This window comes from Zhongshania antarctica (genome assembly GCF_014202945.1).
Taxonomy (GTDB): Bacteria; Pseudomonadota; Gammaproteobacteria; order Pseudomonadales; family Spongiibacteraceae; genus Spongiibacter; species Spongiibacter antarcticus.
In genome coordinates, this window is record NZ_JACHHW010000002.1 from 399,060 (window position 1) to 413,816 (window position 14,757).

A 14,757-nucleotide genomic window follows, 5' to 3' on the forward strand; every position below is an offset into this window, starting at 1 on the left:
AAATCTTTCCACCAGACTATTTTTTATCGCTGTCCATCTTTGCCTTGAGATCAGCAAAGGGATTAAATGTGGCCGCTTTTGACTTTTTCTCAGTGGTACTGCCATAGCGGACTAAATTTTCGTATTTGGTATGCTCCTCGTCATGGCAATAAATACATAACAGTTCCCAGTTACTGCCATCAGGCGGGTTGTTATCATGATCGTGATCGACGTGATGTACCGTTAACTCAGATAAATTCCTACGCTCAAAATCACGCGCGCACCGCCCGCAAACCCAAGGGTAAAGCTTTAAGGCTTTTTCTCGATAACCGCTGGCGCGCTTAGTATTGTACTCGCGCTGTTCTGCTAAAACTTGATCCAGTGTCTTTTTTTGACCGCTCATTAACTTGCCTATAAATGTAAATATTTGAATTATCTGATGATATATAAGCTTAGCTCTTCTTAGCACAGCCCAGAAAATGAATTCCAGGGCGGCTTATAAGCCATCCCCGTCCTGCCACGGGAGCTGTCGCAGTTCCTGAAGACTACCGTCAGTTAGCAACAGCCAAAGATCAAGAATCTTGGTCACCGGAATTTCAGCCATATGCCAAGGACCCTCACCGCTAACGGCGTTTTCAAGACAAACTAGCCCTGAGTGAAACGCCGAGATGCTCCACTGGCCATCATGTATCAGCGTAACACAGGCTTCTGCGTCATCTGCGCTGAGCGACCCTAGAAGAGTCCGTCTCTGCTTTAATGATGGGTTCCACACCGTATCGCCGTTTTGGTCTAGCGCCGAATTGCTCATAGTATTTAATACTTCCTTACTTATTCAAGAGAGGACACCAATACTGCGCGCCGGCTTATAAAATTTAACTGACCAAAAATCCACCTTGATATAGAAAGTAGCCACACGGTTATTCAATACAGGAATTGCGCTAGATTGTCGACCAGCAGCTAGTAAAACTCATACTCAAGCTTTAAGCGAAGGGTATAATCAGCACTGCTTTCGTTACTGCTCAATTGGCGATGCCGCTTTTAAACCCGCCCGATAACGCAATGTTAAGGTGGTCAGCATAGCCGCAATCGCAAATACATAAATCGCAACTTGTGCTGGTGCGGGTGTCGCCTCATAGCCCACCATGGCGTAAAGCAATTGCCCCGGCAGGCCGTCTTCAGGTAAAAAGCTGCTGCTATCCCAAGCCTGACCGTCGGGCAGGTAATCGGCCTGAATCAACATTTTACAGCCTTGTAAAATCATGCCCCCCGCCACCAATGTAAGTAACATGCTGCCGAAGAATACGGCGCGACGGGGTCTAAAACTCAACAGCCAATAATAAAATAAGGCACAAAAACTAAAGCCGATACCCAAACCAATTACCGCGCCGCTATATAAACCTAAGCGCGATTCTTGATTACCGTGAAAAGCTGATAAATAAATATAAATTTCTGAACCTTCACGGATCACTGCCAAGGCAATAGCGACGGCCATCGCCACGAACAATGTGGTATTTAGTGGCTGACGATGATTGAAGTGAAACACTAATTTTTGACAGCTATACAGTAGGCAGAGATAAATCAATAATTGAATTCCTGCGTCGCTCAGCTCTTGGCCGACGCCACCCATGGCCGATGAAATACTGCCCATTTGCTGGCCGTAGCCTACCGCCCCTAGCAAGCCGGCTAATGCCCCCCATTTAAACCACCCCTGCCTCACGCTCAATTGTCGACACATAGACAAAAGAATACTTACCAGCAGTGCTGCCTCAAGTACTTCACGAATAATAATGACGACACTAGTCAGCAGCATTTTACTTTACTCGATTTATTTCTCATTCAGAAATTATCTTGCCTTGAGCACTCTTGGGATTAAACTCACCGAAAAATGGGTACTCTCCCGCCGGTAGCGGGCCAATAAATAGTAAGGCCTTCTGGCCGCCCAAAATTACTTTTTCGCGATTCAACTCGTAACTTTCAAACTCCTCCGGCGTGCTATCGCGGTTGTATACCCAAAGTTTAATTTTGGTATTGGCGGGCACCCGCAACTCTGCGGGCGTGAATAAATGTTCGCGTATTTCCAGATTGAAGCTGGGCTTTTCTGCCCAAACCGAGGTCGCCGCTAACAGCAATAGTGCAACTACGGTTGCGAGCCCCAAGGTCGACATTAATTTGCTCATGCCTGCTCGCCCTCACGGCTAGTACCCAGCGCCTTTTTTGCTTTTGCGTTGGGCGTTAGCGCCTTATCACTGCGCAACGATGCGGGGAATACAATAGATACCGCCAAGCCCCTGCTCTGCAAACCTGATTTCATGACTATTTTAGCACCGTGTAACTCTGCAATATGCTCGACAATGGATAAGCCTAAACCACATCCGCTTGCTCCCGAGCTGTGGCGGTCGCCCCCCAGCCGATAAAAACGTTCGAACACCCGACTCTTCGCCTCGGCCGATATACCCGGCCCGTTATCTGCCACCGTTAGCCAAACCTCGCTGGTCTTGACCTCAGTGCGCAACTCAATGCGTCCGCCCTGCTGGGTATATTTGCTGGCATTATTGACCAAGTTTTGCAGTAAAATCCCAAGTGCGAAGCGGTCGCCATCCACGGTTACGGCATCGCCTGCTAACTCGATGGTTTGCTGTTTAGCAGCGCAATCGGCGTAGCGCTCAGCAATAGCATCGCGAGCTAAGCTTCGCAGCGATATTTTTTCAAATTTTGCTGGGTAGTGATCTGGTGTGGTGCGGTGTAGTAATAGCATTTGCTCGACCAAATGCGCTAGGCGGTCTACGTCTTTAGTCAAGCTGCGCAAAGAATCACTGCCGTTGGGCAGCTCATCGCGCACATTGTGAAGGTGCATTTTAATTGCACTGATGGGTGTCCGTAACTCATGGGCGGCATCGGCAGAGAAGCGGCGCTCTCGTTCAAACGAGGCGCTCAAGCGACTTAGCATAGAGTTTACCGATTGAATAACCGGCAACAATTCTACCGGTGCACCATCAACTCGAATGGCGCCAAAATCGTCGGGCGATTTTCGGCGCAGAATGCCCGCCAGTACGCCAAGGCTACTTAAGCCGTGGCCAATGATTAACCAAATTAATATTCCCGCCACGGGTAATACCAAAACCACCGGTACAACAGATTCTAATATCACGCTCTCGGCTAAACGATAGCGTTGATCTACGCGCTCAGCGACCACCACTCGTCGACCAGAATTCGGGTTTAAATAGCTTAGCGTGCGCCAGCGGTAATCATTAAAGTTATGTTCACCAAAACCCGGTACTTCGCTAATAATTTGTGCGGGCGCGTGGACAGAACGCCACAGTAATTTGCCTTCGCCTGAAAAAATTTGGAAGACCATTTGCTCATCATCTGCTGACGGCGGCGATTCCACATTCGGCAATGGCATGGCCGCAAATTGCGCGGCCATTTCGCTTAACTTTTGATCAAATAGATTTTCAGCCTCCAGCATACTTGAGCGATAACCGTGCAGCGCGGCAATAAAGTTAACCAGCATAAGTGCCGACAACACACTAATGATCAAAAAACGGCGCAGCGAGGTCATTCACTGTCACCCAGAATGAAGCCAACCCCGCGAATGGTCTTGATAACCGAGTGACCTAATTTTTTACGTAGATTATGCACATGCACATCGACAGTATTACTATTAACTTCATCGCCCCAGCTATAAAGTTTTTCTTCTAATTGCTCCCGACTAAATACCTGACCAGGACGGTCAGCCAAGGCCCGTAAAATGGCAAACTCGCGACGAGAGACCTTTTGCACTTCACCATTCAATTGCACTTCATGGCTAGCTATATTAAGACTGACATTGCCAATATGAATTTCTGCTTCGCGCAGTGGACCACTGCGCCGCGACAGCACGCGGATGCGGGCCAATAGTTCTTCAAAAGCAAACGGCTTAGTAAGATAGTCATCGGCGCCGGCATCGAGTCCTGTAATTTTATCGCTAAGACCGTCACGGGCAGTGAGGATAAGCACAGGAATACCGGTTTGAATTTTGCGCAACGCTTGCAACAGGCTGAGACCGTCGATATCTGGCAAGCCCAAATCCAATATCACTAAATCTAATTGGCCTGCTTCATAAAAGCGCACAGCATTGACGCCAGTCGCCGCGTGGTCAACGGCATACCCCGCCCGTCGCAGCGCGGTCAACATACCTTGGGCTAAACTTTCATCGTCTTCGATAAGCAGTAAACGCATTATTGAAACTCACTTTTTAATAAGCGTAGCGCATTTGGTTTTGGCATATTAACACGTACTGCTTTAGCGCAAGGGAGCATCGCCTTACTGCTTCATCAGGTTTTTTCTACCGAAACGGTTTTGAGTAGGTCTGTTCGCCCTCACATCGCAATGTAATGCTGCTAGCGTAAAGATTGAATTTTAAGGAATACTTAAGAAAATAAAGGGAGGGGGAAAAGGTCAGCCACGGCGGCTTTGTGGCTGCCTTCATCTATCGAGCAAAGAGTACATTGGCAATGACAAGCAGTAACGACGGGAAGGTATGCGGCAGCACTTTGTCACGAGTGCCGCGTTACACAGCACTCGGAAAAAATGAATACCTACCGCTCGCTAAGCACTGCCCAAACAAGCAAAACAAAACTTACCAGCTTACCGACTTAGAGGAGCCACGCTTTACAATCGGAGTTTCGCCTTCCCAAATAGCTAAACCAGATTTAATCTCTGTTAAGCTCAACTGAAAGAAGTACTCCACTTGGGTTTTGTTACGGCCCATGCTGTGATTGCGCTGCAAAATTTTACCGGTGAGCGACAAGTCTGGTGCTTGCAACTGCCCCTTTGCGGCAATACCTTTCTGGTCAAATTCACTATTACCACGCAGTTCGCGGGCAACATAACTCATTTCGTCTTCGGGGCCATTAAACGCCACCGCCGTAGTGACCATAACCTTGCCGGAATTAAGCAATTCAATGCGGATTTTTTTCACGAGCTGGTCGGTATCAATCCGCTGCATGGTGTCGTTAATCATGCGCCCAATCGCCAAAATATAACGACCGCCGCTGGGCTTGCTCACCGCCCCACTGGCAATCATCGACTGTACAGCTTCACCGGCTGCCTTTTCAAAATCCCGGTATTCCAAGCCCATTACCGAATCGGCGGTGTCGTTGTTGGTGTCAACAATTTTCACGCCGCTGGCACAGCCCGTGAGTACCAGCGCCATAGCGCAGGCTGCAAATAATTTTTTCATGTGTTTACCCCTTTATTTTTCGGCAATTTCAAAACGATAATCAACGGCTTCTGGCCCCGGCCCACTCTGCACAATTTCCACGGTTTGACCCGGCTCAATAGTGCGCTCCTGCCATTTTCCCAACACGGTAGTCACTGGCTGGCCATCTGCCCGATACCACAGTACACGGAAAGAAATCCGCACTGTGGTCATGGCCTTGGATTCAGCCCGCAGCATTAATTTGGTACCGGTTTCACGGTCTGGCCACTCGCGCAGTTCCAAAATATCGAGGTAACGACCGTCGTAGCTAACATGTGCTGCCCACGCTGGCGCATTGTCTCCCTGCCGTAAACCGGCACAAGCCGAGACCAATAGGGCTAGTCCAAAAACCACCATAATCCGCTTTAATATAGTCATCGATGATTCCTTTTATAAATAAAACAACTCGACATAGGGCGCGGCATTTGGGCTCGGCTGCTTAATATAGATCAACACATCTTTATCTGCAGGCAAACTCATTGTCGTCGCCAAACCACTACCATAAGGTATTCGTAAATCTACTGCCTGTTTAGCAGGCATTTTTGCTAAAGACCACTGTTCCGGCATGGCATGCCAGCCACGGGTATCTGCTGAGGCGCTGGCATTGGCGTAGACCATGCCCGCAATATTGCCCAGCGGCCCCAACTCTTTTGCCATGCGATCTTGGAGCACGGCCTTGCTCGCCGCCGACACAATTGCCCGTGTTACCGTTGCCGACCAGCGCTTTTGAAACTCGGTTTGCATGACTCTATCCATACGAGCAAAGGACTGGAATTCCACTGCCTGCGCGCCCAGCGCAATGCTATTTACGCTGCTGCGACTGGATCGGTTTACTAGCTCAGGGAGCGCCACCGTTACCTGAATAAATGCGTTCATGGTAAACCAGGGTATCGAAAAGCGTTTTTCGCTATACACCGGGCTTAAGCCGCTTTCATACACTACCCAGCGCTGAGCAGCTCCCGTACTCAAGCGCCCCCGCTGCCGCAAGTTCAATAAATCCTCAGCGATAATGGGATGGCCACCAACCATGCCGTTAACTCGCTCTAATAAGGTCTCGGCCTGGCCAATATCGCTACCCGAACCACTCGCGAGAAACATCGCATTCATATACGCCACCGCGGGGTTCACAAAGCTGTCGTAGACCTGCCACTGGTCCATATTCGGAAAGTTCTGGCGCAGCGCATTCTGCACACCGGGTGAGCGCAGGTTACGCTTGGCCTCCGCACTTTCTTGTTGCGCTTCGACAATCATCTCTTGATAGCGTTCTACCGCAATCCGCACCCGCTCATTGGCACGGTTAAACTCCACCCGGGCATTGTCTCTCTCGCCCAATGACCAAAATGCCAGTGCCTTGTAAAAATTGCTTAAAATACGCTCGGCGGGCGGCGGCTCATAGGAGCGCACCGCATCGTTCACCAAAACGGCGCCGATATTTTCGCCGAGTTTTCGGGCGCCGCCCTGCACGTCTTTGTCTTTAAATAGGTTCTCTAGGGCATCGTAATGGGCAATCGCCCGACGGGGATTGCCCGCCAAACGCCAATTTTCGGCCACCTCAAGATGCAATAACACCTCGCCGGAACGCGCCACAACAGGCTGTAATTCTCGGGTTTTAATGTCCATTAAGCCGAGCTGCTGCTCAATAGCCTCGGCGGCGGCGAGGTATTGCCCTGCTTGGTAGCGCTGATCGATATTTTGGACAAAATCGCTGTTTTGGTAGTTCACGCAGCCACCGAGAAACAACGACAGCAATAATAAGCAGCAGGCGTGAGCAAGTAGCGGCCAAGGTCGATTAAGCCTTTTTACTTGATCTATCACTTATTTGCCCACTCCCAATCCAAATACGCTGAATAACCCTAGGCTGTGCTATAGACCGCTGCTTTTAGAATCCGTGCGCAGCGCCTGCAAGCCTTTTTCAATGGTGTTCAAATGCTCGCGAACCCCGGCTTTGCTGCGCGAGATACCCACCGCAAGAATATCCAATACCGCCATATGGGCGAGGCGCGACGGCAGCGGTGTGTAATCGCCGTCGTCTTTATCGACATCAATGGCAATGGCCAGATCAGCCAACACCGCTACTGGCGAGCCAGAGGGCGCCAAAGCAATAACCGGTGCGCCACTTTGCTGGGCCAACTTGATGGCGTCAAGTAGGGCGCGGGTGCGGCCCGACTGGGAGATGGCCACGACCACGTCGTTTTTCTGTAATGACATGGCCGACATCGCTTGCACATGGGGGTCGGAATACACGCTGGCCGAAATTTGCAAGCGAAACAGATTGTGCTGGGCATCGGTGGCCACCGCCGCCGAGGCACCAAAGCCGTAAAACTCCACCCGCCGCGCGGCGCTAAGCAAGGCGACCGCCTGCTCAATGGCACTGACCTCAATACTATCGCGAACCTTTTTCAAAGCTTCCATGGTGGAATCGAACACCTTAAACGTGTACTGGCGGGCGGAGTCTTCGTCGCCAAAGCTGAATTCTTCGTAGTCTGGGCTGTGGGCGATATGCTGAGCGAGGGCGACCTTAAAGTTCTGAAAGCCATCACAGCCTATCGCGCGACAGAAGCGCACCACCGTTGGCTCACTAACATGGGCCTCTTGAGCCAAATCGACAATCCGCATATGAATGACTTCTTTGCGGTTTTCAAGAATATAGTCGGCCACCTTGCGCTCAGAGCGACGCATTTGCTCCCGGCAGGTTTCCATGGCACGGATAATATTTCTCGGTCGCAAATTTAACTCCGACAGCTCAGTTTTAGTTATTTAGGCCCTTTATTGTAACTCAGCCTAGAAGTATTGGCGCCTACTCGCCGCTAAACGGCGCTTCCCCCCAATATTGGGGAGGTCACCCCGCGCAATAAGCCCTAGCCTTACTCTAGGGGAGGCTCTGCACAAGGTGTGTATTTAGGGTTTGATCTTATTAAAAAATAGTGCGGCTATTGGAGTAGCGACAATGAAGTTAAAATTGCTTGGTTTGAACTGTATATTTCTTATCAGTGCCTGCGGCGGTGGAAGTGGCTCTAGCGGTGGCGGCGGCTCGCCCGCAGCCGATGATAGCCTGCAAGGCATTTTTACCGATAGCCCGGTGTACGGTGTTAAATACCAAACCGATAGCTTGCAGGGTCTGACGAATGCCCTCGGCGAATTCAACTACCGCGAGGGTGAGTCAATTGTATTCTCTATTGGCGACCTGCTGTTCCCCAGCATCAGCGCAACACAGCAAATCACCCCAACAGATCTCGCCCAAGGTAATAGCGAAGTTCGCACTAATATTTTGCAGCTATTGCAATCGCTAGACAGCGATGGCAACCCCGACAATGGCATTGAGATCTCAGCGGAAGCAGAAAACGCCTTTAAAGGCAGCACCTTAGATTTAGAAAGCGCCGACTTCGACAGCGAAGCCCAAACGATACTGGATACCATCAAAGACGGTATTCAGCTTGTCAGCGAAGAGCAGGCTGAAGCACACTTTCAAAGTGCACAGGAATCACAAATTCTCGGCAGCTGGCTATACAGTGAAGGCGAGGGCAAACGCAATGTACTGACCTTTATTGATACAACACGGTATATCATTATTCACGAGCACAGCGATGACGGTGATCAAACTGCCGGTTCAGTTGAATTTGGCAACTACACCTGGGACGTGGAGGATGGGGCATTCAGCACCTCGCTAATCGCCCAATCCGATAATTCTGGCGGCCTTTACGATGAGGGAAGCTCAGTATCAACGGCCAGCGTCACCGGCGACACCCTAACGCTTAATTTTACCGACACTGATAGCGGCACAGTCAGTTTTAGCCGCGTAAAAAATCTGAACAATGGAATACAGGGCGCGTGGCAACTCTATGAGCCCGACGCAGATAACCTCAATATCCTCACCTTCCTGTCTAACTCCGAGTACGTTCTCGCGCACACCAATAACCTCGAAAGCTACGAGGACCTCCCTCAACAGGCTTTATCGGGTGAGTTTGGTACGTTTACGGTGGATGGGGGCAGCTATACCTTCACTGCCAGTGTAGATAGCGACGGTGACGGCGGCTTATACAATAAGGATGAGCTGAGTTACAACATCAGTGGCTTAACGGCCGAGCGGTGGGGCGACTTAAAGTTCGTGGACGAAGGCGAGCAAATATTTTTTGCGCGAGTAGGACAGTTCACAAGCACACTCGTTGGCGAGGGTGACGATTTAGTCGATATTCTTGTGAATCGTGACGTCGGTTTTGATGAAACCGCCTTAGTTGGTAATTGGCAGGTCACCTCTACCTCACCGTCTTATCACGACAAAGTGGGCTTTGTTGAAAGCTTCAGCGTTCAGCTCAAGGCAGATGGCACCGGCACCGTAACCTTCGAAGAAGATGATGTCACCACCCTTGTCTGGGAGGTGAACTCTGCGGGCACCCTGTCTTACACCGAGACCGATGACTCTGGCGACACTTGGCGTCTCAACATTGCACCGGTAAAAGGCGCGGCAAATAGTGTGTTAATTGATAGCAAAAGCCCCGCTGGCCAAGAAGATTTCGCCGATGTACTCGTTGAAGCAAGCTTTACACCCATAACAAGCAAGGAGCTACAAAAATAACGGCACCTGCGCCACAAAAGCCCTAGGTATTCTGCCCATCCGAGCATGATGCCTAGGGCTTTCTGCATTTTTCTGCATACGATTAACTCTGATCGTAAAGCGTCAAAAGCCTGCCATACCCTCCTCACCCTATCGATTTAGGCCCTTAGCCATAAAACTCGCGTCGAATATTGCCACTCACTCACCGCTAATCACCATTTTAGCGGTGCCAGCGGCGGATAATCCCAGTAGAATACGGCGCCATGGACGTATCTTATATTCTTGACGAACTCAATGACGCGCAGCGCGACGCGGTAACCGCCGACAGCACAGGCACCTTAGTACTTGCCGGGGCTGGCAGCGGTAAAACCCGGGTGCTGGTCCACCGTATTGCCTGGAAGATCAAGGTAGAGGGACTGTCGACCCACAGTATTATGGCCGTGACCTTTACCAATAAAGCCGCCAAGGAGATGCGCGGGCGCATCGAAAGCTTGCTGGGTAGCAGTTTAAATCACGGTATGTGGGTGGGCACCTTTCACGGTTTGGCTCATCGCCTGCTCAAGGCCCACGCCCAAGAAGCAGGACTCCCCAATAATTTCCAAATTTTGGACAGCGACGACCAGCTCCGCCAGCTCAAGCGTATCCACCGAGAGCTTGCGTTAGACGATAGCCGCTGGCCGCCCCGGCAGTCTCAGTATTTTATAAATGGTCACAAAGATGAAGGTCGCCGCGCCGCCCACATCGACGATTTTGGCGGCGATATCTACCTAACAACCATGCTCAAGGTTTACCGCCGCTACGAGGAGATCTGCCGCCAGCAGGGGGTGATCGACTTTGCCGAACTATTATTGCGAGCCCTTGAGCTGTGGCGAGACAATCCAGCCATTCTCGACCACTACCAACAGCGCTTTAAGCACGTTTTGGTTGACGAGTTTCAAGACACCAACGCCGTGCAATACGCTTGGCTGCGCCTACTCGCCAGCAAAGGCATGGCCATGACCGCAGTAGGTGATGACGATCAGTCGATTTACGGCTGGCGCGGCGCCCGCATTGAGAATATTCAGCAGTTCTCTAAAGACATTGAAAACACCCACGTGGTGCGCCTTGAACAAAACTATCGCTCCACCGCCACCATCCTCAAAGCCGCCAATGCACTGATCGCCAATAACAGCCAGCGCTTGGGCAAAGAACTGTGGACCGAAGACGGCGACGGCGACAAAATCTCGCTGTTTGCCGCCTTTAACGAACAAGATGAAGCGCGCTTTCTCACCGACCGCATCGCCGAACTCGTCCGCGACGATTACCGCCGCAGCGATATTGGCGTGCTATACCGCAGCAATGCCCAGTCGCGAATACTGGAAGAATATCTGATTCGCGCCGGTCTGCCCTACCGCATCTACGGCGGTCAGCGCTTTTACGACCGTCTAGAAATTAAAAATGCGCTAGCCTATATGCGTATTGTTGAGCTGCGCGACGACGACACCGCCATCGAACGGGTCATTAATACCCCAACCCGTGGCATTGGCACGCGCACGGTGGAAATTCTGCGCGAATACGCCCGCGAACATCAAACCTCGCTGTGGCGCGCATCGTTGGCCATCATCGAAAATGGCCTGCTGCCCGCCCGCGCGGGTAACGCCCTGCGCGGCTTTTTAGCATTGGTGGAAGATTTAGCCGAGCAGTGCCGAGATAAACCCCTCGACGAGCAGATCAACATCGCCATTGATCGTTCGGGCCTGCTGGCCTTTCACGAAAAAGAAAAAGGAGAGAAGGGTCAGGCCCGGGTCGAAAACCTACACGAGCTGATCACTGCCGCCGCCGCCTTTGAGCCCGAAGACGAAGACATCGAACCCCTGCGCGCCTTTCTCGACCGCGCGGCGCTGGACGCCGGAGACCAGCAGGCCGACGAGCACGAAGACAGCGTGCAATTAATGACTTTGCACTCGGCCAAGGGTTTGGAATTTCCGGCGGTGTTTATTGTTGGCGTGGAAGAAAACCTCTTCCCTCACAAAATGTCGATGGAAGACCCTGAGCGCCTCGAGGAAGAGCGTCGCCTCGCCTATGTCGGTATAACCCGCGCCGAGCAAAAGCTGTTCTTAAGCTACGCTGAGTCTCGTCGTCTGCACGGCCAAGAAAGCTTTAATAGCTTATCGCGTTTTATCCGTGAAATACCCAATGAACTCATCGACGAAGTGCGCATTAATAATACCGTTAGTCGACCAAGCAGTTACGCTCAAAGCGGCGCAACCACGGCGCAACAAGCCTCGGCGGCGGCAATGGGCATTTCCTTGGGTCAACACGTTTTACACAGCATTTTTGGCGCTGGCGTAGTACTCAGTTTTGAAGGCCAAGGCGCGAGTGCCCGCGTGCAAGTTAATTTCGAAGACGAAGGCAGTAAATGGCTGGTGCTGCAATACGCCAATCTTCAAATTTTGTGAGACCGATTTTTTAAATAGGGAAAACCATGACGCCCAGTAAAAATAATTATACGCCGCTCATTATTCTCGTTTTAATCGCCGCGCTGGTCGGCATGAGCTGGCTTTATGTTGGCGAGCGCAGTCGCGATCACAGCCGCAGTGAACAACAAAAGAGCAGCAGTGGCCAACAAGTGTTTCACTGGAAACTGGTTACCACCTGGCCTAAGAACTTTCCCGGTTTAGGCACTGCACCGGAAAAATTCGCTAACATCGTCAACGCCATGAGCCAGGGCCGCCTGCTGATAAAAGTCTACGGCGCCGGTGAGTTGGTGCCCGCCATGGGCGTATTTGACGCGGTATCTGCGGGCAGCGCCCAAGCTGGCCACGGTGCCGCCTATTACTGGAAAGGCAAACTCGCGTCCTCAATTTTCTTTACTGCGGTGCCCTTTGGTATGACCGCGCAAGAAATGAATGGCTGGCTGTATCACGGCGGCGGTATGCAACTGTGGCGAGAAGCCTATGCGCCTTTTAATTTAGTGCCCTTGGCTGGCGGCAATACCGGTGTGCAAATGGCGGGTTGGTTTAATAAAGAGATCAACTCTATTGAGGATGTTAAAGGCCTCAAAATGCGCATTCCCGGCTCCGGCGGTGAAGTCTGGGATCGCCTTGGCGGCAGTGCGGTAACCCTGCCCGGCGGCGAGTTGTACACCTCATTGCAAACTGGGGTAATCGACGCCACCGAGTGGGTGGCTCCCTACAACGACATGGCCTTTGGGTTTCATGAAGTGGCTAAATATTATTACTACCCCGGCTGGCACGAGCCAGGTTCGACCTTGGAATTAATTATTAATAAGAGCGCGTTTGAAGCCCTGCCCAAAGATTTGCAAACCATTGTTGAAGCCGCTGCACGCTACGCCAACGCCGACATGCTTGACGAATATACCGCGCGCAATAATACCGCGTTAAAAGAGTTAGTGGGGGAACATAAGGTACAGCTACGCAAGTTACCCGACGATGTGCTACGCGAATTACATCGGGTATCGGATGCCTACTTACTCGAATTATCTAAAACAGACGAACTCACCGGCCGAGTTTACCAAAGCTGGAAACAGTTTATGGAAGATGCTAAAGAGTATCATCACATCTCTGAGCAGGCCTATATTAATGCGCGGGATCTTTAATCACCGCGCAGTTGCAAACTGGCAATTAGGCTATTTTTAAGTATTCTTCACTAATCTTCCACAGGCGCTCAGCGGCAACATCGTCCTTGGCCCACGGTTTAATTTTCCCCAGTTTACAGTTAGCAAAATATTCACCACTGACATTGTCTAGGCTTGGTGAAGTCGCCACAAATATCGACGTCTGCGCGCCCTGTTCTGGGGTTTTGAAAAACAATTTAGTAATGCCGCCCACAATCTTGCCAAGCAGCGCATTGTCCTGATGGCCGAGGTGGGTGGCCACCGCTCCAGGGTGTACGCAATTCACCGTAACGCCAGTGCCCGCTAGTTTTTGTGAGAGTGACCGGGTCCAAAGAATATTGCAAAGTTTTGAATGGCCATACACCTTAAATATTTTATAGGGTGTCGTTTTATATTCAATATCATTAAATTGCACGCCTTTCACAAAGGCATGTGCCTCCGATGCCACGCTTACTATACGCGCAGGCGCACTTTGCTTAATGCGCTCTAACAGTAAATTGGTCAGTAAAAAATAAGCCAAATGATTTACTGCGAACGTTTCTTCTATACCTTCTGCGGTCACCTTGCGCTTGGTGTTCATTACACCGGCATTATTCAACAACAGGTGGAGTGGTTTATCCGTGTCCAAAAAATTCTGCGCTACCCGGCGAATATCTTGCTGACTGGCGAGATCGCCGAGTAACAAGGTTGCGCGGCACTCAGGGGACTGAGCGGCAATTTCGGCCAATACCGCCTCGCCCTTTTGCGCATTGCGGCATAACAGAAACAATTCAGCGCCCTGCGCGGCTAAAGCCAGTGCAGTTTCTTTACCGATACCACTGCTGGCACCGGTGATTAAACAGACCTTATTGAGCATCGACATTATTATTCTCCATTATTGTCGTAAGCTTACCGGCCGAGATAATTTTGTGGTGTTGCGTTAAAGCAATCCGACTTTAATCAACAACTCGTGTGCGGCCATTACCATCAATTGCCACAAACACAAATTCACCCTCGGTCACTTTGGCGGGCTCGTACTGGTGCTTATTGGTTACCCAAACTTCAACCCGAACCCGAATAGAGCTACGCCCCACATCAACGATGTCGGTATAGCAACTTACCGCTGCACCGACATTGACTGGCGTCATAAATGCCATGGAGTCTACTGCCACGGTAGCCACCCGACCACCTGCGCGACGCGCGGCGGTTTGACTACCGGCAAGATCCATTTGCGACATAAGCCAACCACCAAAAATGTCACCACTGGCATTCGTATCTGCCGGCATGGCGATGGTGAGCAAGGCGAGTTCACCGGCAGGTTTGGGCGTGTCGTCGATGTCACGCATAAATTTGTCTCTCTAAATTAGGGTAAAATTAAATGCCGCATAGTTA

Annotated in this window: 15 protein-coding genes; 3 read left to right on the forward strand and 12 right to left on the reverse strand. The window is 50.9% G+C overall.

The features are described 5' to 3' along the window. Nucleotides 1-16: 16 nt before the first annotated feature. The 10 genes from HNQ57_RS04720 to HNQ57_RS04765 all read right to left on the reverse strand — a co-directional run bounded on the left by HNQ57_RS04720 (nucleotide 17) and on the right by HNQ57_RS04765 (nucleotide 7,945). Complete coding sequence (locus tag HNQ57_RS04720) at nucleotides 17-382, reverse strand: YajD family HNH nuclease (RefSeq protein WP_008252877.1); 366 nt, start codon at nucleotides 380-382, stop codon at nucleotides 17-19. A 93-nt stretch (nucleotides 383-475) separates the two neighbouring features. Continuing rightward, nucleotides 476-787 carry a hypothetical protein gene (locus HNQ57_RS04725; protein ID WP_184461455.1) on the reverse strand — a complete coding sequence of 104 codons (312 nt, stop codon included), beginning with the start codon at nucleotides 785-787 and terminating at the stop codon, nucleotides 476-478. Nucleotides 788-991: 204 nt separating this feature from the next. Further along, nucleotides 992-1,789 (reverse strand): FTR1 family protein, encoded by a 798-nt coding sequence (locus HNQ57_RS04730; RefSeq protein ID WP_184461456.1) that lies wholly within the window; start codon nucleotides 1,787-1,789, stop codon nucleotides 992-994. Nucleotides 1,790-1,811: 22 nt separating this feature from the next. Continuing rightward, the gene (locus HNQ57_RS04735) at nucleotides 1,812-2,156 is read right to left on the reverse strand and encodes a cupredoxin domain-containing protein (RefSeq protein ID WP_184461457.1); all 345 of its coding nucleotides are present in this window, start codon (nucleotides 2,154-2,156) and stop codon (nucleotides 1,812-1,814) included. After that, nucleotides 2,153-3,538, reverse strand: coding sequence for an ATP-binding protein (locus tag HNQ57_RS04740; RefSeq protein WP_184461458.1), 1,386 nt, complete (start codon nucleotides 3,536-3,538; stop codon nucleotides 2,153-2,155). The genes HNQ57_RS04735 and HNQ57_RS04740 overlap by 4 nt, the downstream gene beginning before the upstream one ends. Beyond that, the gene (locus tag HNQ57_RS04745) at nucleotides 3,535-4,197 is read right to left on the reverse strand and encodes a response regulator (RefSeq protein ID WP_184461459.1); all 663 of its coding nucleotides are present in this window, start codon (nucleotides 4,195-4,197) and stop codon (nucleotides 3,535-3,537) included. Before HNQ57_RS04745 ends, HNQ57_RS04740 begins: the two co-directional genes overlap by 4 nt. 400 nt (nucleotides 4,198-4,597) lie before the next feature. Continuing rightward, a complete protein-coding gene (gene lpoB / locus HNQ57_RS04750) occupies nucleotides 4,598-5,200 on the reverse strand; it encodes a penicillin-binding protein activator LpoB (protein WP_184461460.1) in 603 nt (200 codons plus the stop codon). Nucleotides 5,201-5,212: 12 nt separating this feature from the next. Beyond that, nucleotides 5,213-5,596: a YcfL family putative periplasmic lipoprotein gene (locus tag HNQ57_RS04755; protein WP_184461461.1), complete on the reverse strand. Its 384-nt coding sequence runs from the start codon at nucleotides 5,594-5,596 to the stop codon at nucleotides 5,213-5,215. Between the two features lie 12 nt (nucleotides 5,597-5,608). Next, nucleotides 5,609-7,033: a COG3014 family protein gene (locus tag HNQ57_RS04760; protein WP_184461462.1), complete on the reverse strand. Its 1,425-nt coding sequence runs from the start codon at nucleotides 7,031-7,033 to the stop codon at nucleotides 5,609-5,611. Between the two features lie 48 nt (nucleotides 7,034-7,081). Then, on the reverse strand, nucleotides 7,082-7,945 hold the full coding sequence (locus HNQ57_RS04765; protein ID WP_143829482.1) for a MurR/RpiR family transcriptional regulator: 864 nt from the start codon (nucleotides 7,943-7,945) through the stop codon (nucleotides 7,082-7,084). A 220-nt stretch (nucleotides 7,946-8,165) separates the two neighbouring features. Between HNQ57_RS04765 and HNQ57_RS04770 the strand changes: the two genes are divergently transcribed. The 3 genes from HNQ57_RS04770 to HNQ57_RS04780 all read left to right on the forward strand — a co-directional run bounded on the left by HNQ57_RS04770 (nucleotide 8,166) and on the right by HNQ57_RS04780 (nucleotide 13,368). Continuing rightward, nucleotides 8,166-9,791, forward strand: coding sequence for an adhesin (locus HNQ57_RS04770; protein ID WP_184461463.1), 1,626 nt, complete (start codon nucleotides 8,166-8,168; stop codon nucleotides 9,789-9,791). Between the two features lie 242 nt (nucleotides 9,792-10,033). Then, nucleotides 10,034-12,208, forward strand: a complete 2,175-nt coding sequence (gene uvrD / locus HNQ57_RS04775) for a DNA helicase II (protein WP_184461464.1) — start codon at nucleotides 10,034-10,036, stop codon at nucleotides 12,206-12,208. Between the two features lie 26 nt (nucleotides 12,209-12,234). Further along, nucleotides 12,235-13,368 (forward strand): TRAP transporter substrate-binding protein, encoded by a 1,134-nt coding sequence (locus tag HNQ57_RS04780; RefSeq protein WP_184461465.1) that lies wholly within the window; start codon nucleotides 12,235-12,237, stop codon nucleotides 13,366-13,368. 25 nt (nucleotides 13,369-13,393) lie between these two features. On the opposite strand, the gene HNQ57_RS04785 is transcribed toward HNQ57_RS04780, so the two are convergent. Continuing rightward, nucleotides 13,394-14,248, reverse strand: coding sequence for an SDR family oxidoreductase (locus HNQ57_RS04785; RefSeq protein ID WP_226968227.1), 855 nt, complete (start codon nucleotides 14,246-14,248; stop codon nucleotides 13,394-13,396). Between the two features lie 73 nt (nucleotides 14,249-14,321). Beyond that, entirely contained in the window at nucleotides 14,322-14,711 is a 390-nt protein-coding gene (locus HNQ57_RS04790) for an acyl-CoA thioesterase (RefSeq protein ID WP_008252927.1), read from the reverse strand. Nucleotides 14,712-14,757: the final 46 nt, after the last annotated feature.